Genomic DNA, 19,066 nt, shown 5'->3' with positions numbered 1-19,066 from the left:
CGCCCGGTCGGAGCAGGCTCCCGGCCCGGGCCTGACGTGGCACGATGGCGTCAGCCGCGCCGCGCCGCGCCCGGGCGCACCCCGGTCCACCGGCGCCGACCGACTCCACCCGAGCAGCAGGGAGCCACCCGATGAGCACGCCGCACGACGAGGGCCGCCCCGAGCCGGTGCCCGCGCCCGGCGAGGCCGACCGGCCCGCCCCGCGGTACGGGCAGCTCGCGCCCGCCGGGTGGCAGGCTCCCGGCACCCCGTCGGGTGCGGGCCGTCCGGGTGACGTGCCGCCCGCGCAGCAGCCGCAGCAGCCCGGGTACGGGCAGCAGCCCGGGTACCCCCAGCAGCCCGGCTACCCCCCGCCCGGGTACGGGCAGCAGCCAGGTCCCGGGCAGCAGCCGGGGTACGGCCAGCAGCCCGGGTACGGCCAGCCCGTCGGGTACGGCCAGCAGCCCGGCTACGGCCAGCCCGCCGGCTACGGGCAGCAGCCCGGCCAGGGCTGGGGTCCGACCCCGTACCAGCCGACCGCCGCGCGCCCCGGCATCGTCCCGCTGCGGCCGTTGAGCATCTGGGAGATCTTCGACGGCACGTTCCGGGCGATCCGGCACAACCCGACGACGATGTTCGGCCTGACCGCCGCGGTCGTCGCCATCTCGACCGCGCTCGGCGCGCTGCTGCAGTGGTACGTGGCGGGCCTGCTCGCGGGCGAGGTCGACGACCTGCTCGGCGGCACCGCCGGGCTCACCGCCCAGGACACCGAGGTGCTGGGCAGCTCGTTCGGCACCTCCCTCGCCCAGCTCGTCACGCTGCCGCTCACGTCGCTCGCGACGCTGGTCCTGACCGGCCTGCTGATCCTCTCGGTGAGCCGCTCGGTGATCGGCCAGCGCGTCGCGATCGGCGACGTGCTGCGGGGCTCGGGCAAGCGGCTCGCCCAGGTCGTCCTGTTCAGCGTGCTCCAGGTGCTCGCGGTCCTCGTGCTCTCGGGCGCGCTCGTCGGCCTGACCGTCCTGACCTGGGTCGCGACCCAGAACGAGTGGGCGACCGTGGTCGTGGGCCTGCTGTCGGTGCTCGCGCTGGTCGTCGGCGCGTTCTGGATCACGGTGCGCACGCTGCTCGCGCCGGCCGCGATCATGCTCGAGGGCGGGTCGTTCGGGACGACGGTCGCGCGGGCGTGGCGGCTGACGCGTGGGAGCTTCTGGCGCCTGCTGGGCGTCTACCTGCTCGCGGCGGTCGTGGTGCAGGTCGTCGCCTACGTCATCGTGTTCCCGGTCAGCATGATCACCGCGCTGGTGCTGCAGGACCCCCTGGGCACGAGCGGCGGCGCGATCGCGCTGACCGCCGTGGGGACCGCGATCGCCAGCACGATCAGCACCGTGTTCATGGCCGGCGTGGTCGCGCTCGCGTACATCGACGTGCGGATGCGGCGCGAGGGCCTGGACGTCGAGCTGGCGCGCGCGGCGGCGGACTCCGGTCGGTGAGGTGGCTGGCCGGCGGGTCCGGCGTCCCGGTGGTGCCCGATGCCGAGGAGGCGCGCGGCTGGCTCGAGCGTGAGCTCGCCGACCCCGTGTACCACCAGCGGCCGAGCCTGCTGCAGATGGTCCTGGACTGGCTCGGGCGGCTGTTCGAGGGCGCGGACGGCGTGCCGCTCGGCAACGTCGGGACGCTGCTGCTGGTCGCGGGCGTGCTCGCGCTGCTCGTGGTGGTGGCGTTCCTGGTGACGGGTCCGGTGCGCCGCAGCCGCCGGGTGGGCGGCCCGGGCTCGGTGCTCGCGGACGACGACCGGCGCACGGCCGCCGACCTGCGGTCCGCCGCGGACGCCGCCGCCGCGCGGGGCGACTGGGCGGGCGCGGTGGCGGACCGGTTCCGCGCCGTGGTCCGCGGTCTCGAGGAGCGGGCGGTGCTGGACGAGCGCCCGGGCCGGACGGCGCACGAGGCCGTGGCCGACGCCGGCCTGCGCCTGCCCGCGCTGGCCGGGGACCTGCAGGCCGCCGGGCGGCTGTTCGACGACGTCGTGTACGGCGAGCGCACCCCGGGCGCCGGCGACGACGCGCTGCTGCGCGAGCTCGACTCCCGGGTCGCCGCCGCCCGCCCGACGCCGCCCGCCGGCCTGACCGCCGCGACCGCCGTGTCCACCGGGTCGTCCGCCGGCCCCGGCACCGGGGTGGCCCCGTGACCGCGCCGACCGCGACCCGTCCCCCGGAGGCCGCCGGCGTCGTGCCGGGCGACGGCGTCGTGCTCGGCGACGGCACCGTGCTCGGCGACGGCACCACGGCCCGCAGCCGCGCGCGCGGCCGCTGGCGCCGGTCCCGGTGGCTGGTGGGCGTCGCGGTCGTGCTCGGCGTGGGCGTCGGGGTGTCGCTGCTGCCCGCACCGGCCCGGTCGACCACCCCGCTCGCACCCGACAACCCGCGGGACGACGGAGCGATGGCGGTCGCCGAGGTGCTGCGCGACCAGGGCGTGACGATCACGTACGTGCGCACCACGGCCGAGGCCCGAGACGCCGCCGCCGCGGGCAGCACGCTCCTGGTGACGTCGGACTGGTGGCTGACGCCCGAGCAGGTGGACGCGCTCGCCGGCACCGAGGCGGACCTGGTGCTGCTGGACGCGTCGTCGCTGCTGGCCGAGGTGGTGCCCGGGCTCGAGACCGGGTGGTCCGGCGGCGGGACCGCCTCGTCGCTGGCGGCCGCCTGCACCGACCCCGACGCCGAGGCCGCGGGGACCGTCAGCGCCACCGGAGCGGGCCTGGTGCCGGTCGACGGCACGCCCCCGGCGGGCACCACGCTGTGCTTCCCGCTGCCGGGCACCGAGCCGCAGGCCTACCTGACGTCCGTCACGGAGACGGACGGCCGGAAGGTCAGCGTGCTGGGCGACGCCACGATGCTCACCAACGCCCGCGTCACCGAGGCCGGCAACGCCGCGCTGGTGCTGCGGACGCTCGGCCGGGACGCCGACCTCGTCTGGTACGTCCCGTCCGCTACGGACACGTCCGTGGCCCCCGCCGCGCCGGGGCTCGGGGACCTGCTGCCGCCCGTCGCCTCGGTGCTGGGGCTGCAGGCCCTGCTGGTGCTGCTCGCCCTGGCCGGGTGGCGCGCCCGCCGGCTCGGCCGGGTGGTCACGGAGCGGCTGCCGGTCGTCGTCCGGTCCGCGGAGACCACCCGCGGTCGGGGCCGGCTCTACCGGACGTCCCGGGCGTACGGGCACGCGGCCGCGGCCCTGCGCGCCGGGACCGCCGACCGCAGCGCGCGTCGGCTCGGGCTCGCCCGGTCCGCCGCGGCGCCGGACGTGATCGCGGCGCTCGCCCGGGCGACCGGGCGCGCCGAGGACGACGTGCGCGACCTCCTGTACGGACCACCCCCCACGTCAGACGCGGGCCTGGAGCACCTGGCCCGCCGGCTCGACCAGCTCGAGAGCGAGGTTCACCCCACGTGACCCAGGACCACCCCGCCCCGAACCCGTGGCAGCAGCAGCCCGGCACGCCACCCCAGCAGCAGCCGCCCGCGCCGCAGCCGTACGCCGGGTACGCGCCGGCCCCCCAGGCGCAGCCCGCGCCGCAGCACCAGCCCGCGCCGCAGTCGGCCCCCGCCCACGCCGCCCCGCCGGTGCCGTCCGCGGACCTGCGCGAGGCGCTCGGCGCGGTACGCACCGAGGTCGGGCGCGCCGTCGTGGGCCAGGACGCGGCCGTCACCGGCCTGGTGATCGCGATGCTCTGCCGCGGCCACGTGCTGCTCGAGGGCGTGCCCGGCGTCGCGAAGACCCTCATGGTCCGCAGCCTGTCGGCGGCCCTGGACCTGGACACCAAGCGCGTCCAGTTCACCCCCGACCTGATGCCCGGCGACGTCACCGGCTCGCTGGTCTACGACGCCCGGACCGCCGAGTTCTCGTTCCGCGAGGGCCCGGTGTTCACCAACCTCATGCTCGCGGACGAGATCAACCGCACGCCGCCCAAGACCCAGGCGTCGCTGCTGGAGGCGATGGAGGAGCGGCAGGTGTCGGTCGACGGCACGCCGCGCCCGCTGCCGGACCCGTTCATCGTCATCGCCACCCAGAACCCCGTCGAGTACGAGGGCACCTACCCGCTGCCCGAGGCGCAGCTCGACCGGTTCCTGCTCAAGCTGACGCTGCCGCTGCCCGAGCGGCACGAGGAGATCGAGGTGCTCGCGCGGCACGCCGCCGGGTTCGACCCGCGGGACCTGGTCCGGGCGGGGGTGCGCGCCGCCGCGGGCAAGGACGTGCTCGACCGCGCCCGGGCCGAGGTCGCGCAGGTGCAGATCGCGCCCGAGGTCATCGGCTACGTCGTCGACCTGGTCCGCGCCACCCGCCAGTCGCCGTCCCTGTCGCTGGGCGTCTCGCCGCGTGGTGCCACCGCGCTGCTCGCGACGTCGCGCGCCTGGGCGTGGCTGTCGGGGAGGCCGTACGTGACGCCGGACGACGTCAAGGCCCTCGCGCACCCGACGCTCCGGCACCGGGTGCAGCTGCGGGCCGAGGCCGAGCTCGAGGGCGTGACCGCCGAGTCGGTGCTCGACACCGTCCTGGCGTCCGTCCCGGTCCCCCGCTGAGGTCGGCCGCGTGGCGATCACCTGGCGCGCGGTCGCGCTGACCGCGGTCGGCGCCGTCGCGGTGCTGCTCCTGCCGGTGCCGGGCACGGTGCTGGTCTGGGCGGTGCTGTCGGTGCTGCTGTGCGTCGGCGACGCGCTGCTGGCCGCGTCGCCGCGCGCGGTGGCGATCCGGCGCGACCCCGCGGGCTCGGTCCGGCTGCACGAGCCCGCCCGGTCCCGGCTGACGCTCACGCACACCGGCGCGCGCCGGCTGCGGGGCGTCGTGCGGGACGCGTGGCAGCCGTCGGCGCACGCGGAGCGCAACCGGCACCAGGTCGACCTGCCGCCCGGCGAGTCGCGCCGCCTCGAGACCCCGCTGCGCCCGTCCCGGCGCGGTGACCTGCACGCCGACCGGGTCACCGTCCGGACGCTCGGGCCGCTGGGGCTCGCGGCCCGGCAGGCGTCGTTCGACGTGCCCGGTACGCTGCGGGTGCTGCCCGAGTTCGCCTCCCGGCGCCACCTGCCGAGCAGGCTGGCGCGGCTGCGGGAGATGGACGGGCGCGCCGCCGTCCAGGTGCGCGGCCAGGGCACCGAGTTCGACTCGCTGCGCGAGTACGTGATCGGCGACGACGTGCGGTCGATCGACTGGCGGGCGAGCGCGCGCCGGTCCGACGTCGTGGTCCGCACCTGGCGCCCCGAGCGGGACCGACGGGTGCTGATCGTGGTCGACACGTCCCGCACCAGCGCGGCCCGCACCGGCGAGGAGCCGCGCCTGGACACGTCGGTCGAGGCGGCCCTGCTGCTCGCCGCGCTGGCGTCCCGCGCCGGCGACCGGGTCGAGCTGCTGGCGTACGACCGCACGGTGCGCGCCCGGGTCGCGGGCGCGTCCGGGCCCCGCCTGATGCCGGCGATCGCCGACGCCCTCGCCGGGGTCGAGCCGTCGCTGGTCGAGGCCGACTGGCCGGGCGTCGTCGCGCAGGTGCAGGAGCGGCTGTCCCAGCGCGCGCTCGTCGTGCTGCTGTCCGCCCTGGAGCCGTCGGCCGTGGAGCAGGGGCTGCTGAGCGTGGTCGACCGGCTCGCGTCCCGTCACCAGGTCGTGCTCGCGTCGGTCCGCGACCCCGAGGTCGAGCGGCTGCGCACGGGGCGCGAGGACGTCGCCGCGCTGTTCGACGCCGCCGCGGCCGAGCGCACCGAGCTGGAGCGGTCCGCGGTGGCCGTCCGGCTCCGCAGCCACGGGGTCGAGGTCGTCGACGCCCTGCCCGACGACCTCGCGCCGCGCCTGGCGGACACCTACCTCGCGCTCAAGGCCGCCGGGCGGCTCTGACCGGTCGTCGGTGGCGGGCCGTACCGTGACCGGGTGACCGACCGCGAGCGCGTGACCACCCGGGGGCTCGGGCGCGCGCTGCTCGCACGCCAGCACCTCCTCGAGCGCACGGCCGGGCCCGCCGTCGGCGTCGTCGCGCACCTCGTGGCGCTGCAGTCCCAGAACCCGCCGTCCGCGTACCTCGCCCTGCACGCCCGGGTCGCCGGGTTCGCGCACGACGACCTCGCGGACGCGATGACCGACCGCCGCGTCGGGCGGCTCGCGCTGCTGCGGGACACCGTGCACCTCGCGACCGCCGACGACGTCCTGACGCTGTGGCCCGTCCTGGTGCCGCTGTTCCGGCGGAACCTCGCCGGCCACGCGACCGCCGGTCCGGCGCTGCGCGGGCTCGACCTCGACGACCTCGCCCGCGCGGCCCGGGACGCCCTCGCGGACGGGCCGCTGACCGCCGCTGCGCTCGGCGACCGGCTCGCCGCCACCTGGCCGGACGTCGACCCCCGGGCGCTCGCGCAGGGCGCCCGGGGGCTGCTGCCGCTGGTGCAGGTGACACCCCGCGGGGTCTGGGGGCGCAGCATGGCGACGACCTGGACCACCGCGGAGACGTGGTTCGGCCGGACGCCCGCGGACCCGCACGCCGGCCCGCTCACCGCCGCGGACCCCGACGACGTGCTCGCCGACCTGGCACGCCGGTACCTCGCGGCGTACGGGCCGGCCACCGTCGCCGACCTGCAGCGCTGGTGCGGGCTCACCCGGCTCGGCGCGGTCGTCGACCGGCTCCGGCCCGAGCTGGTCGAGGTGGAGCACGTCGACCCGCCCACGTCGGCGGACGGTCGGGCGTCGGCCGGCACGCGGGGCCGCACCCGGGTGCTCCTCGACCTGCCGGACGCCCCGCGCCCGCCCGAGGACACACCCGCGCCGGTCCGGCTGCTGCCCGACTACGACGACGTCCTGCTGGGGCACGACGACCGCAGCCGGATCGTCCCCGCCGCGGCCCGGCCCGCCCTCGCCAGCCCGAACGGCGTGCCCCCGGCCGCGGTGCTGCTGGACGGCGTCGTCGCCGGGACCTGGGCCCTGCGCCGCGAGGCCCTGCCCCGGCTCGCGGGCGCGCCCCGCACCCGCCGCGAGCGGGCGCACCTGACGCTCACCCCGCTGCGGCCCTGGAGCCGCGCCGAGCGGGCCGCCGCGGTCACCGAGGCGGAGGTGCTCGCGCGGTTCGTCGCCGACGACGCCGCCGAGCACGCCGTGCAGGTCGCGGTGCCCTGACGGCAGGGGCCCGGTGCCCGAGCCCGGAACGAAGGTCCCCCGCCGGGCCGTGGGTCGCGCGCGAGACTGCTGGACGTGCCGCCCCTCGACCACGCCGCCGTCCCCCGCTCCCCCGCGGTCGCCGCGGTCGTCGTCGAGCCGGGCCAGGACCCGGCGGTCGCGGTGACGGGGTACGCCGACACGGCGATCGGCCGGCTCGCGGACGCCGGCACGGTGCTGCACGCGTGCTCGGCCGCGAAGGCGGTGACGGCTGTCGTCGTGCTGCGGCTCGCGCAGGACGGGCTGCTCGACCTCGATGACGACGTGCACCGCTGGGTGCCCGTGCCGCTGGACCCCGCGGCGGGCGGGCGCGGGCCGACCCTGCGGGAGCTCCTGCGGCACGCGGGCGGGGTGACCGACCCGGCCGGGTCGTTCGAACCCGCGGACGGCGCGGCGCCGCCGCTGCTCGACGTGCTGGCCGGCCGCCTCGGCGCGCACCCGGGACCGGTCCGGGTCGCGCACGCCCCCGGGTCCGGGTTCCGGTACGCCGACGGCGGGTACTGCCTGCTCGAGCGGGTCGTCGAGGTCGTGACCGGGCTGCCGTTCGCGGCCGCGGCGCACCGGGCGGTGGTCGCGCCGCTGGGGCTGACCGCGACGGCGTTCTGGGCCGGGACCGACCCCGGGGCCGCGTCCGACCCCGGTGCGACCGCCGACGCCGCCCTGCGGGAGGTGCTGCACCGGGTGGCGGCCCGGGCGGCCGCGGGGCACCGCACGGACGGCAGCCGCGTGCCGGGCGTCCGCCGGCACTACCCCGGGCTCGCCGCGTCCGGGCTGTGGACCACGCCCGCGGAGCTCGGCGTGCTGCTCACCGACCTGGGTCGGGCGTGGGCGGGCGCGGACGACGCGGTGCTGCTCGACGCCCGGCATGCCGCCGCGATGCTGGACGACGCCGCCGAGCCCGGGGTGGGTCTCGGGGTGTTCGTGCTCGGGGCGGCGCGCGGCGTCTGCGTGATGACGCAGGGCTGGGGCGACGGGTTCCAGTGCCAGGCACGGGTGTACCCGCAGCAGGGCGGCGTGCTGGCGGTGCTCACCAACGCCGACCCCGGGGTGGACCAGGCCTCGTCGGTGGTGGGTGCGATGCTGCGCCGGCTCGCGGGAGCGCGTGGCTGGGCGGCCTGAGCCGGGCCGTCCAGCCCACATGAGCCGGGCCGCTCAGCCCGCCGACGCGTACTGCGTCTCGTACAGCTCCGCGTAGAGCCCGCCGCGGGCCAGCAGCTCCGCGTGGGTGCCCTGCTCGGCGACCTTCCCGCGGTCGAGCACCACGATCGAGTCCGCCTCGCGGATCGTCGACAGCCGGTGCGCGATGACGATCGCGGTCCGCCCCTCGAGCGCCTCGGCGAGCGCACGCTGCACGGCGGCCTCGGACTCGGAGTCGAGGTGCGCGGTCGCCTCGTCGAGCACGACGATCGGCGGCGCCTTGAGCAGCAGCCGCGCGATGGCGAGCCGCTGGCGCTCGCCGCCGCTGAGCCGGTAGCCGCGGTCGCCCACGACGGTGTCGACGCCGTCGGGCAGCCGGTGCACGAGGTCGGCGATCTGCGCGCGCTCGAGGGCCTGCTCGATCTCCGCGTCGGTCGCGTCGGGCCGGGCGTAGAGCAGGTTCGCGCGGATGGTGTCGTGGAACAGGTGGGCGTCCTGGGTGACGATCCCGATGGCGTCGCGCAGGCTGGCCTGCGTCGTGGCACGGACGTCCTGCCCGGCGACCCGGATCGTGCCGCCGGTGACGTCGTACAGCCGGGCGACCAGCGCGGAGACGGTGGTCTTGCCCGCGCCGGACGGGCCGACCAGCGCGACGAGGTGCCCGTGGGGCACGGTGAACGACACGTGCTCGAGCGTCGTGCCGGGGACCTCGGTCTGGAGCCGGGCGACGGACTCCAGCGACGCGAGCGACACCTCGGAGGCGGCCGGGTACCGGAACGACACGTCGTCGAGCTGCACGCTCGCGGTCGACGCGAGGTCGTCGGGCAGCGGCACCGCGTCGGGGGCGTCGGCGACGGTCGGCTTCAGGTCCAGGACCTCGAGCACCCGCTCGAACGACACGAGCGTCGTCATGACGTCGACCTGGACGTTCGACAGCGCGGTGATCGGCCCGTAGAGCCGCGTGAGGTACGAGGTCAGCGCGACCACGACGCCGACCGTCAGCGACCCCTGGATGGCGAGCACGCCGCCGAGCCCGTAGACGATCGCGACGGCGACCGCGGCGACGAGCGTGAGGCCGACCCGGAACACCGCGGAGTACATCGCGCTGGTGATCCCGATGTCCCGCACCCGGGCGGCGCGGCCGGAGAACACCGCGGTCTCGTCGTCGGCGCGGCCGTAGAGCTTGACCAGCTGCGCGCCGGCGACGTTGAACCGCTCGGTCATCGTCTGGCCCATCTCGGCGTTCAGCGTGTACGACTCGGACGTCACGGCCGCGAGCCGGCGGCCCATCGCACGCACCGGCAGCACGAACACCGGCAGCAGCACCAGCGAGACCAGGGTGATCTGCCAGGACAGCGACAGCATCGCGGCGATCACCAGCACGACGGTCAGCACGTTGGACACCACGTTCGACAGCGTGGACGTGAACGCCTGCTGCGCACCGAGCACGTCGCCGTTCAGCCGCTGCACGAGCGCGCCGGTCTGGGTGCGGGAGAAGAACGCGAGCGGCATCCGCTGCACGTGGTCGAACACCTGCGTGCGCAGGTCGAGGATCAGGCCCTCCCCGATCCGGGACGAGAACCAGCGCGACGCGAGCGTGAGGCCGGCGGCGGTGACCGCGAGCAGGGCGACGACGCCGGCGAGGCCGAGCACCAGGCCGGTGCGGCCCTGCGCGATGCCGTGGTCGATGATCCGCTGGTAGACGAGCGGGGTGACGGCGCCGATGGCGGCGTCGAGCGCCACGATCACGAGGAACACGGTGATGAGCCGGCGGTAGGGCCGGGCGAAGGTGAGGATGCGGCGCAGCACGTCACGCGTGACGCGGCGCCCGGTGACGGACGGGTCGAGGCGGAACGACCGGTACATGGCCCGGCCACCTCCGCCGCCCTGGGGTCCGTGCATGGACATGGAGCCTCCCTGGGGCTGGAACTTTAGGGAGGGTACCTCTCTATGTGCCACATTCGCTATCGTGGGGACCATGAGCCCGGTCACCCCGCCCGCCCACCCCGGCGACGAGCTGTTCTGGCTGCTGCGCCGCGCGCTGCACACGATGCGCCGCGACGTGCGCGAGCAGGTCGACCTGACGCCCTCCCGGCACCGGCTGCTCCGCGTGGTCGCGCGCGCCGGCGAGCCGCAGCGCCAGACCGCCCTGGCGGCCGCGCTCGACGTGGTCCCCCGGTCGGTGACCTCGCTGGTCGACGACCTGGAGCGCGCGGGCCTGGTCGCCCGGCAGCCCGACCCCACCGACCGGCGGGCCACCCTCGTCGCGCTCACCGAGGAGGGCCGCGCCGTCCTCGCCGGCGCGGACCGCGAGCGCCGCCGGCACGCCGAGGAGCTGCTCGGCCGGCTCGAGCCCGCCGAGCGCGGCGAGCTGCTACGCCTGCTGCACCGCCTGGTCGACGACCCCGACGGCGCCGACCCCTGCTAGCGCCTCAGACCACCCCGAGCGCGAGCATCGCGTCCGCGACCTTGAGGAACCCGGCGATGTTCGCGCCCACCACGTAGTCGCCCGGCGAGCCGTACTCGTCGGCGGTCGCGGCGCACCGGTCGTGGATGTCCCGCATGATCGCGGCGAGCCGGTCCTCGGTGTACTCGAACGACCAGGAGTCGCGGCTGGCGTTCTGCTGCATCTCCAGCGCGGACGTCGCGACCCCGCCGGCGTTCGCCGCCTTCCCAGGCCCGAACAGCACGCCGGCCTCCTGGAGCAGCGCCACCGCGCCGGGCGTCGTCGGCATGTTGGCGCCCTCCGCGACCGCGACCAGGCCCGACGCCAGCAGCGCGCGGGCGTCGGCCTCGTCGAGCTCGTTCTGGGTCGCGCACGGCAGCGCCACCGCGGCGCCGACCTCCCAGACCCGCCGGCCCGGGACGTAGCGCGCGCCGCCGCCCCGCCGCTCGGCGTAGGTCTCCAGCGACCCGCGCTCGACGGTCTTGACCTGCTGCAGCAGGTCGAGGTCCAGCCCGCGCTCGTCCACGACGTACCCGCGCGAGTCCGAGCAGGCCACGACCTGCGCGCCGAGCTGCTGCGCCTTCTGGATCGCGTACACCGCGACGTTGCCGGAGCCGGACACCACGACGCGCTGCCCGTCGAACGACCGGCCCGTGGTGCGCAGCATCTCCTGCGCGAACAGCACGGCCCCGTACCCGGTCGCCTCGGTGCGGACCAGCGAGCCGCCCCACGTGACGCCCTTGCCGGTCAGCACGCCGGACTCGTACCGGCCGGTCATCCGCTTGTACTGCCCGAACAGGTAGCCGATCTCGCGACCGCCGACGCCGATGTCCCCCGCGGGCACGTCCACGTACTCGCCGATGTGCCGCGCCAGCTCGGTCATGAACGACTGGCAGAACCGCATCACCTCGGCGTCGGACCGCCCGCGCGGGTCGAAGTCCGAACCGCCCTTGCCGCCGCCGATCGGCATGCCCGTCAGCGAGTTCTTGAAGATCTGCTCGAACCCGAGGAACTTCACGATCCCGAGGTTCACCGACGGGTGGAACCGCAGCCCGCCCTTCGACGGACCGAGCGTGGTGCTGAACTGCACCCGGAACCCGCGGTTGATCCGCACCCGGCCGGCGTCGTCCACCCACGGCACCCGGAACACGATCTGCCGCTCCGGCTCGCACAGCCGCTCCAGCACGGCGGCGTCGACGTACCGCGGGTGCCGCGCGAGCACCGGGCCCAGGCTCGCGAACACCTCGCGCACGGCCTGGTGGAACTCGGGCTCCCCCGGGTTCCGCGCCAGCACCTGGTCGAGCACCCCGTCGAGCTGTCCCTGCACGCTGCTACCCCGTCCCGCCGTACCGCCTGGTCACGGCCACGCTAGCCGCGCGCACGGCCAGGGCGCTGCGGTGTCCAGATCGGGACGGCGCGCCGCCAGGCGACGTCAGCGCGCGGGGTCGGGCACACCGTGCGGCAGCCGGTGCAGCGTCGCGGACTCCACGGCGGCCCGCTCCGCCGCCCGGGTCGAGGCCGCGTACTCCCGGTCCCGCCGGGTCGCCAGCACCGCCGCGAGGAACGCCTCCGGGTGGGTGCCCGGCGGCGGACCGGGCGACACGTAGCGGGCGACCTCGCCCGCGAGCCGCTGGCCGAGCGCGTGCCGGGAGCCCGGGTGCAGGCCCGCGGCGCGGCCGAGCAGCTGGCGGGCCTCGAGCGCGAGCCCGTCGGGCAGGCGCGCGACGTCCGCGCTCGTCGCCCAGCCCGCCAGGAACGGCGGCATCACGACGACCGACGGCTTCTGCTGGCGACCGCGCACCCGGACGGCGTACGTCCCCGCGAGCAGGTCGCCCAGCCGCTTGCCCTGCGGGTTCACCAGCGACGTGATCAGCGCGACCGAGCCCGCCGTGAGCCACAGCTCCGGCACGCCGACCAGCGCGCGGACCAGCGCCTGCCGGAACCGGATCGGGCCGCCGTCGTCGCGCACGATGCGGATGCCCACCGCGAGCTTGCCCAGCGACCGGCCCCGGGTGAGCGTGTCCACCGTCGTCGGCAGCACCACCAGCACGGTCACCATGAGGACGACGAACGTGATCTGCAGGACGTCCTGGTCCGGCGCGAGCATCACCACCCGGAACGCGACCAGCAGCAGCAGCACGACCACGACCGCCAGCACCACCAGGTCGATCAGCGCGGCCAGCACCCGGTTCGCGAACGACGTCGGCCGGGCGTCCAGCAGCACGCCCTCGCCGATGACGATGCCCTCGTCCTGCACGTCCACCTCCGCCACCGCCGGGTCGTCTGCCTGTGGCAGGGTATCGGGCGTGGACCTCGACGCCTTCACCGCCGTGCGCCAGCCCGCGTGGGCGCGTCTGGACGCCCTGTCCCGGCAGCGCCGCCTCGACGGCGCCGAGGCCGACGAGATGGTCCGGCTCTACCAGTCGGTCGCCACCGACCTGTCGACGGTCCGCTCGTCCGCGCCCGACCCGGACACGGTCACCCGCCTCTCGCAGCTGCTCGCGCGGTCCCGGGCGCGGATCGCCGGCACGCACGAGCCCGCCTGGCGGGACGTCCGGCGGTTCGTCGTCGTGTCGCTGCCCGCGGCGCTCTACCGGATCCGCTGGTGGACCGTCGCGGTCATGGTCGCGTTCCTCGCCGTCGGCACGGTCGCCGGCTGGTGGGTGGCGACCGACCCCGACGCGCTCGCCGCGATGGGCACCCCCTCCCAGCGGCAGGACTACGTCGACAACCAGTTCGCCCAGTACTACGACCCGGGCGCCGGGTTCGCCGCGGTGGTGTGGACCAACAACGCGTGGATCGCGGCCCTGTGCGTGGGCCTCGGCGTCACCGGCGTCGGCCCGCTCTACGTGCTGGCGCAGAACGCGGTCAGCGTCGGCGCCGCCGGCGGGATGATGGCCGCCCACGGCAGCCTCGACGTGTTCCTGCAGCTCATCGCCCCGCACGGGCTGCTCGAGCTCACCTCGATCTTCGTCGCCGGGGCCGCCGGTCTGCGGCTCGCGTGGGCGTGGGTCGACCCGCAGGGCCGCCCGCGGTCGCGCGCGCTCGCCGAGGAGGGCCGGGCGCTCGTCACCGTCGCGATCGGCCTGGCCGGCGCGCTCGCGCTGTCCGGCCTGGTCGAGGGGTTCGTCACCGGCTCCGCCCTGCCGTGGGGCGTCAAGATCGCCATCGGCGCGCTCGCGCTGGCGGCGTTCTGGACCTACACGATCGTCCTCGGTCGCCGCGCGGTGCGGGACGGGGAGACGGGCGACCTCGAGGAGGACGCCGCCGGGTACCAGGTCGCGATCGCGGCCTGACCCCGGCTCGGCCTGACCCCGGCTCGGCCCGACCCCGGCCCGGCCTGACCCGGCTCAGCCCGCCCGGCGCGCCCCGAGCCACAGCGACGCCGCGCCCAGCGGCGCCCGGCCCAGCTCGGCGAACCCGAGCGCGACCAGGTCGGCCACCTGCGTCGGGTCGACGGTCACCGCGAGCACGTCCCGCCCGGCGGCGGCCTGCGCCTCGACCACGGGTGCCAGCACGTCCGCCAGCAGCGCGAGGCGCCGCTCCCCCACCCGCTCGCCGTCGTCCGACAGCAGGATCAGCACCCGCTCCGCGTCCGTCGTCCGCATCAGCGCCAGCGTCTGCGCGGTCGCCCCGACGATCGACCGCAGCGGGGCGTGCGCCGGCTCGGGGTCGCGCTCCGGCACCACGTCGAGCTCGCGGGCCACGACGCGGTGCAGGTCCTGCGCCAGGTGGTCCGCGTCCGGCGGCAGCCAGAACGCCACCGCCGCGACCGCGTCGTCCTCCTGGGCGAACCACAGCTCGCCGTGCTCCAGGCCGCCGAGGCTCAGCACCAGCCGGGTGGCGGTCGCCGCGTGCTCGGGGTGCGGCACCTCGTCGGGCCGGCCGTCGCCGTCCAGGTCGATGAACGGCCGGTGCTCGTCGATCATCCGGGCGATCCGGTTGACGTCGACGAGCCCCGCGCGGCGGACCTGCCACGGGGTCGGCTCGGGGACGGTCGCGAGGTCGGCGGGGCGGCGGGCGTCGTCGGTCAGCACCCCGTCATCGCAGCACGCGGACCTGGGAGCGGGCTGGAAGCGGGCTGCGGGCGGTGCGCTGCGGACGGACGCGGGGCGCGGTCAGTAGTGGTACCGCGCCTGCAGGACGACCAGGTCGTCGCCCTGGACGAGGTAGACCAGCCGGTGCTCGTCGGTGATGCGCCGGGACCACGCCCCCGCCGCGCCGTACTTCAGCTGCTCGGGCTTCCCGATGCCGCCGGACGGGTCGCGCAGGCACGCGTCGAGCAGGGTGTTGATCCGCTTGAGCACCCGACGGTCGGCGGTCTGCCAGTGGACGTAGTCCTCCCAGGCGGTCGCGTCCCAGACCAGCCTCACCCGCGGTCCAGCTCGTGCTCCTCGACCGTTCCCGCGGTCGCGCGCTCGTAGGCGTCGAGGATCCGTCGGGCGTTGGCGGGCGAACGGAACAGGTAGGCGGTCTCCTGCCACGCGGCGTACTCGTCCGCGGGCATGAGCACGGCGTTGCCCTTGCGGGACACGATCTCGACGGCCAGGTGGTCGTCGTTCACCTGCTCGATCAACGGGAACAGCGTCTTGCGGGCCTCGCTCGCCGAGATGGACATCGCCCCTCCAGTTTCAGTCGTACCGGAATACGGTACCACTCATGGCGTGCGTCGCCGGGCGGCCCCGCGCTCCACCCGCGCCGCCCCGGCGACGAGCCCCGCGAGCACCACCCCCGCCGCCCCGAGGTACCCCGCCCGGGACGTCCACCAGTCCCAGGTCCACGGCTCCGGCAGCACCTCCCCGACGCCGAGCAGCACCACCCCGGCGACGACGAACATCGCGGTCAGGTGCCACAGGTACAGCCCCATCGACCGCGAGCCGACCCACCGCACGACCCGGGAGCGACCCGCCCACCGCGCCACGGCGTCCCGGACCAGCAGCAGCGACGCGACCTGCGCGACGGCGAACCCGACGACCGGCGCGGTCGGCGGCGCCAGGTTGGACATCGTGTCGCCCGGCATCCCGATCAGCGACCAGGGGTACGGGCCCACGGCCAGCAGCAGCACCGTGGCGACCAGGCCGCAGCCGGTGAGCAGCAGCAGCACGGTCCGCTCGGGCACGAGGTCGGGACGCCGCCGCCCGGCCGCGGTCACCCGGCGCTCCGCGTAGAGCAGCCCGCCGACGAACGGCACCGCCCAGACCAACAGCACGTTCGGCGCGCCGGGGAACGTCACGAGGTCGGAGAACCGCAGCAGGTCGACGACCACCGGCAGCACCGCGAGCACGACGAGCACGCGCGCGCCGCCCCACCGCCGCAGCGCGGACAGCAGCACGGGCGTCAGCGCCAGGAGCCCGATCTGCACGCCGAGGAACCACAGCGGCTGCGGCACGATCCGCGCGACCCGGTCCACGGCCGCCCCGGGCACCCCGAGCACCGGCAGCGCGACCAGCAGCAGCGCCCAGACGCCCGCGAACACCGCGACCGGCCGGGCCATCCGCAGCAGCCGCACCCCGGCGAACCGCCAGCCCGGCTGGTCCGGGTGCCGCACCCGGTCGTAGCGCGCGGCAGCGCCGGCGGCGAAGAACAGCAGCGGCAGCGGCTGCAGCCAGGTCAGCAGCCACGCCCACCCGTGCCCGAGCGCGTTGCCCACCACCAGGTCGGACCCGTCCCAGGTGGCCTCGACCATCAGCCAGTGCAGCGCGACGACCAGCAGCGTGCCGACCGCGCGGACGCCGTCGACGTACGGGTCGCGCGGGGCGCGGGCGGGCGCCCCGGCGGGGGTCGGTCGCGCGACGGGGCCGGGCCGGACGACGGGGTCGGTCCGGACGGCCGGATCGGGCCGGGTGCCGGCGGGGCGGACGGGCAGGGCGATCGACATGCGGAGCTCCCGCGAGGGCGCCGCGCGGTGGTCCGCGCGGGAGCCCGGCGATCGGGCACGACCCCAGCCTGTCGAGTCCCGCCGCAGGTCGGAACGGGTGCAGCCCCCGACGTCCGCCGAGGGTCAGCCCGACCGGGAACGGGGGCTGTCCCCCGGGTGCCGGCCACCCCTGCGAGCCCGCCGAGGTCGAGGGTTCGGCCTCCAGCGTGCCCCTGGAACCCTCGACCTCGCGGCGAACCCTCGACCTCGGCGCCGCCGCGTGCCGCGGCCGCTACGCGTCCAGGCGGAGGTGGCGCAGGACGGCCAGGACGCGGCGGTGGTCGCCGGCGTCGGGGGCGAGGCCGAGCTTGCCGAAGATCGACGTGACGTGCTTCTCGACGGCGCCGTAGGACAGGAACATCGCCTCGGCGATGGCGCCGTTCGAGCGGCCCTGGGCCATCAGCTCCAGCACCTCGGTCTCGCGCGGCGTGAGCCGGGAGACGCCGGGGTCGACGCGCGCGGCGCCCATCAGCTGGCTGACCACCTCGGGGTCGAGGACGGTGCGGCCCGCGGCGATCCGCTCGAGCGCGTCCAGGAAGTCGGCGACGTCGGCGACGCGGTCCTTCAGCAGGTAGCCGACGCCGCGGGCGTCGCCGCCGAACAGCTGCGCGGCGTACCGGGTCTCGACGTACTGGGAGAACAGCAGCACGCCCAGCGCGGGGTGGGCAGCGCGCAGGGTCAGCGCCGCGCGCAGGCCCTCGTCGGTGAACCCCGGCGGCATCCGGACGTCGACCACCGCGATGTCCGGGAGCGCGTCGGCGGCGGCCAGCGCCTCGACCTCGCGGACCAGTGCGTCGCCGTCCCCGACCGCGGCGACGACCTCGTGACCCCGCCGGGCGAGCAGGGCCGCGAGGCCGTCGCGGAGGATCACGGAGTCGTCGGCGATCACGATCCGCACGCGGCACCCCCGCGGGTCACGTGGGCGGCGCGCGGCGCGCGGGTCATCGGGTGGCGCTCAGCGGCAGGTGCACGGTGACCACCGTAGGACCTCCCTGCGGGCTGTCCAGCTCGATCCGGCCGTCGACCGTGGCGACGCGGTCGGCCAGCCCGGCCAGGCCGGTCCCCCCGGAGGCGCCGGGCAGGCCGAACCGCGCGCCGCCGTGGCCGTCGTCGCGGACCCGCAGCCGCAGCCAGCCGTCCTGGGTCTCGAGCCGCACGTACGCGCCGCTGGCCCCGGAGTGCCGGACGACGTTCGTCAACAGCTCGGCGGCCGCGAAGTACGCGATGGTCTCGACCTCGGGCGCGGGGCGGCCGGGCAGGTCCACGTCGACCGTGACCGGGACGGGGCACCGGGCGGCGAGCGTCTCCAGCGCGACGGCGAGCCCGTCGTCGAGGGCCGGCGGGTGGATGCCCCGGGCGATCTCGCGCAGCTCGACGAGCGTGAGCTTCAGGCCGCCGTGCGCGTCGTCGAGCAGGGCGAGCGCCTCGGCGCGGGCCCGCTCCAGCGCGGGGTCCTGCGCGGCGTCGGCCGCCGCGCCCTGCGCCAGCCGGTCGCGGACGTCGCCGATCTGCATGGCGACGGTCACGAGCCGCGCCTGGGTGCCGTCGTGCAGGTCGCGCTCGATGCGGCGCAGCCGGGCGTCGGCGTCGGTGACCGCCGACCCGCGGGTCTGCTCGAGGTGCGCGACGCGCAGGCTCGCCTCGGTCGGGCCGAGCAGGCCGGCGGACAGCAGCCGGAACAGGTGCCCGAATCCGAGCGTGATCCGGTGCCAGGCGAGGAAGCAGAGCAGACCGAGGACGACGAGGATCCACTGCCGCGCGGGCGTGTCGATGAAGTAGCTGCTGTTCAGCGACGCGCCGCGGTGCAGGGTGCCGTCGGGCGCCTCCTGCTCCGGGAGGAACCGGTACCAGTACCAGTGCGTCACGCCGCCCAGCGCGACCGCGAGGAACACGGTGCTCGTCACGAAGCCGATGATCGACAGCGGGAGGGTCAGCGCGCCGAACGCGATCGCCCGCCAGCCCGGGGCGTCGCCCAGCAGCGCCCCGACCCGGCGCCAGAACCCGCGCACCCGCCGACGGGGCAGCGGCGGCGGGACGGGCGTCGCGAGCATCCCGCGCGACATCAGGCGGTAGAGCGCGCCCCACATCCGCCCGCCGACGACGACCCAGCCCGTCACCAGGAGGCCGACGACCGTGACCGCGAGCGACGGCGGCAGCACCACGGCGAGCACCGCGTAGGCGAACGCGAACGGCGCCAGCAGCAGCACGAAGAACAGGTAGACGTACTCCCGCCAGGTGCGCGCGAGGACGCCGGGGTCCCAGATCGCACCGCGGGCCGGCGGGGTGGCCGCAGGCGCACCCGTGGCGGGGTCCCCGACGGCGTCCGCAGGGGGCGCGGACGGCTCGGCGGTGGTCGGGCGGGCTGACGACATCGGGGGCTCCTCGGCGGGGGCGGGGCGGGCTGCGGGCACCAT

The 19,066-nt window shown here is 76.6% G+C and carries 18 protein-coding genes; 9 read left to right on the top strand and 9 right to left on the bottom strand.

Translation table 11 applies throughout. The features are described 5' to 3' along the window. Window positions 1–131 precede the first annotated feature (131 nt). The 7 genes from ACFVXN_RS02615 to ACFVXN_RS02585 all read left to right on the top strand — a co-directional run bounded on the left by ACFVXN_RS02615 (window position 132) and on the right by ACFVXN_RS02585 (window position 8,271). Complete coding sequence (locus ACFVXN_RS02615) at window positions 132–1,469, top strand: hypothetical protein (protein ID WP_389226794.1); 1,338 nt, start codon at window positions 132–134, stop codon at window positions 1,467–1,469. Then, complete coding sequence (locus tag ACFVXN_RS02610) at window positions 1,466–2,164, top strand: DUF4129 domain-containing protein (protein WP_389226791.1); 699 nt, start codon at window positions 1,466–1,468, stop codon at window positions 2,162–2,164. Before ACFVXN_RS02615 ends, ACFVXN_RS02610 begins: the two co-directional genes overlap by 4 nt. Then, on the top strand, window positions 2,161–3,420 hold the full coding sequence (locus ACFVXN_RS02605) for a DUF4350 domain-containing protein (RefSeq protein ID WP_389226788.1): 1,260 nt from the start codon (window positions 2,161–2,163) through the stop codon (window positions 3,418–3,420). Before ACFVXN_RS02610 ends, ACFVXN_RS02605 begins: the two co-directional genes overlap by 4 nt. 170 nt (window positions 3,421–3,590) lie before the next feature. After that, window positions 3,591–4,547, top strand: coding sequence for an AAA family ATPase (locus ACFVXN_RS02600; protein ID WP_389227839.1), 957 nt, complete (start codon window positions 3,591–3,593; stop codon window positions 4,545–4,547). Between the two features lie 10 nt (window positions 4,548–4,557). Continuing rightward, entirely contained in the window at window positions 4,558–5,850 is a 1,293-nt protein-coding gene (locus ACFVXN_RS02595) for a DUF58 domain-containing protein (protein WP_389226785.1), read from the top strand. 33 nt (window positions 5,851–5,883) lie between these two features. After that, window positions 5,884–7,113, top strand: coding sequence for a winged helix DNA-binding domain-containing protein (locus ACFVXN_RS02590; protein WP_389226782.1), 1,230 nt, complete (start codon window positions 5,884–5,886; stop codon window positions 7,111–7,113). A gap of 75 nt (window positions 7,114–7,188) precedes the next feature. After that, window positions 7,189–8,271, top strand: coding sequence for a serine hydrolase domain-containing protein (locus ACFVXN_RS02585; RefSeq protein WP_389226779.1), 1,083 nt, complete (start codon window positions 7,189–7,191; stop codon window positions 8,269–8,271). Between the two features lie 33 nt (window positions 8,272–8,304). Here the strand turns inward: ACFVXN_RS02585 and ACFVXN_RS02580 are convergent, their stop codons facing one another. Beyond that, entirely contained in the window at window positions 8,305–10,197 is a 1,893-nt protein-coding gene (locus tag ACFVXN_RS02580; RefSeq protein WP_389226776.1) for an ABC transporter ATP-binding protein, read from the bottom strand. A 70-nt stretch (window positions 10,198–10,267) separates the two neighbouring features. On the opposite strand from ACFVXN_RS02580, the gene ACFVXN_RS02575 reads away from it, so the two are divergent. Beyond that, window positions 10,268–10,717, top strand: coding sequence for a MarR family winged helix-turn-helix transcriptional regulator (locus ACFVXN_RS02575; protein WP_389226773.1), 450 nt, complete (start codon window positions 10,268–10,270; stop codon window positions 10,715–10,717). Between the two features lie 4 nt (window positions 10,718–10,721). Here the strand turns inward: ACFVXN_RS02575 and gdhA are convergent, their stop codons facing one another. Continuing rightward, window positions 10,722–12,062: an NADP-specific glutamate dehydrogenase gene (gdhA, locus tag ACFVXN_RS02570; protein ID WP_389226770.1), complete on the bottom strand. Its 1,341-nt coding sequence runs from the start codon at window positions 12,060–12,062 to the stop codon at window positions 10,722–10,724. A gap of 105 nt (window positions 12,063–12,167) precedes the next feature. Next, window positions 12,168–13,007, bottom strand: a complete 840-nt coding sequence (locus ACFVXN_RS02565) for an RDD family protein (protein ID WP_389226767.1) — start codon at window positions 13,005–13,007, stop codon at window positions 12,168–12,170. Window positions 13,008–13,041: 34 nt separating this feature from the next. Between ACFVXN_RS02565 and ACFVXN_RS02560 the strand changes: the two genes are divergently transcribed. After that, the gene (locus ACFVXN_RS02560; RefSeq protein WP_389226764.1) at window positions 13,042–14,031 is read left to right on the top strand and encodes a stage II sporulation protein M; all 990 of its coding nucleotides are present in this window, start codon (window positions 13,042–13,044) and stop codon (window positions 14,029–14,031) included. A 54-nt stretch (window positions 14,032–14,085) separates the two neighbouring features. Here ACFVXN_RS02560 and ACFVXN_RS02555 read toward each other — a convergent pair whose 3' ends face one another. The 6 genes from ACFVXN_RS02555 to ACFVXN_RS02530 form a co-directional block, all read right to left on the bottom strand. After that, complete coding sequence (locus tag ACFVXN_RS02555) at window positions 14,086–14,772, bottom strand: hypothetical protein (protein ID WP_389226762.1); 687 nt, start codon at window positions 14,770–14,772, stop codon at window positions 14,086–14,088. Window positions 14,773–14,853: 81 nt separating this feature from the next. After that, the gene (locus ACFVXN_RS02550; protein ID WP_389226759.1) at window positions 14,854–15,108 is read right to left on the bottom strand and encodes a Txe/YoeB family addiction module toxin; all 255 of its coding nucleotides are present in this window, start codon (window positions 15,106–15,108) and stop codon (window positions 14,854–14,856) included. Then, the gene (locus ACFVXN_RS02545; RefSeq protein ID WP_389226757.1) at window positions 15,105–15,353 is read right to left on the bottom strand and encodes a type II toxin-antitoxin system Phd/YefM family antitoxin; all 249 of its coding nucleotides are present in this window, start codon (window positions 15,351–15,353) and stop codon (window positions 15,105–15,107) included. The genes ACFVXN_RS02550 and ACFVXN_RS02545 overlap by 4 nt, the downstream gene beginning before the upstream one ends. Before the next feature lie 39 nt (window positions 15,354–15,392). Next, window positions 15,393–16,613: an acyltransferase gene (locus ACFVXN_RS02540; protein ID WP_389226754.1), complete on the bottom strand. Its 1,221-nt coding sequence runs from the start codon at window positions 16,611–16,613 to the stop codon at window positions 15,393–15,395. Between the two features lie 271 nt (window positions 16,614–16,884). Then, entirely contained in the window at window positions 16,885–17,550 is a 666-nt protein-coding gene (locus tag ACFVXN_RS02535) for a response regulator transcription factor (protein WP_389226751.1), read from the bottom strand. A 43-nt stretch (window positions 17,551–17,593) separates the two neighbouring features. After that, window positions 17,594–19,024: a sensor histidine kinase gene (locus tag ACFVXN_RS02530; RefSeq protein ID WP_389226748.1), complete on the bottom strand. Its 1,431-nt coding sequence runs from the start codon at window positions 19,022–19,024 to the stop codon at window positions 17,594–17,596. Between the last annotated feature and the right edge of the window lie 42 nt (window positions 19,025–19,066).

The sequence above is a fragment of the Cellulomonas sp. NPDC058312 genome, assembly GCF_042880135.1.
Classification (GTDB): domain Bacteria; phylum Actinomycetota; class Actinomycetes; order Actinomycetales; family Cellulomonadaceae; genus Cellulomonas.
This window is presented reverse-complemented; position numbering and strand designations above follow the sequence as displayed.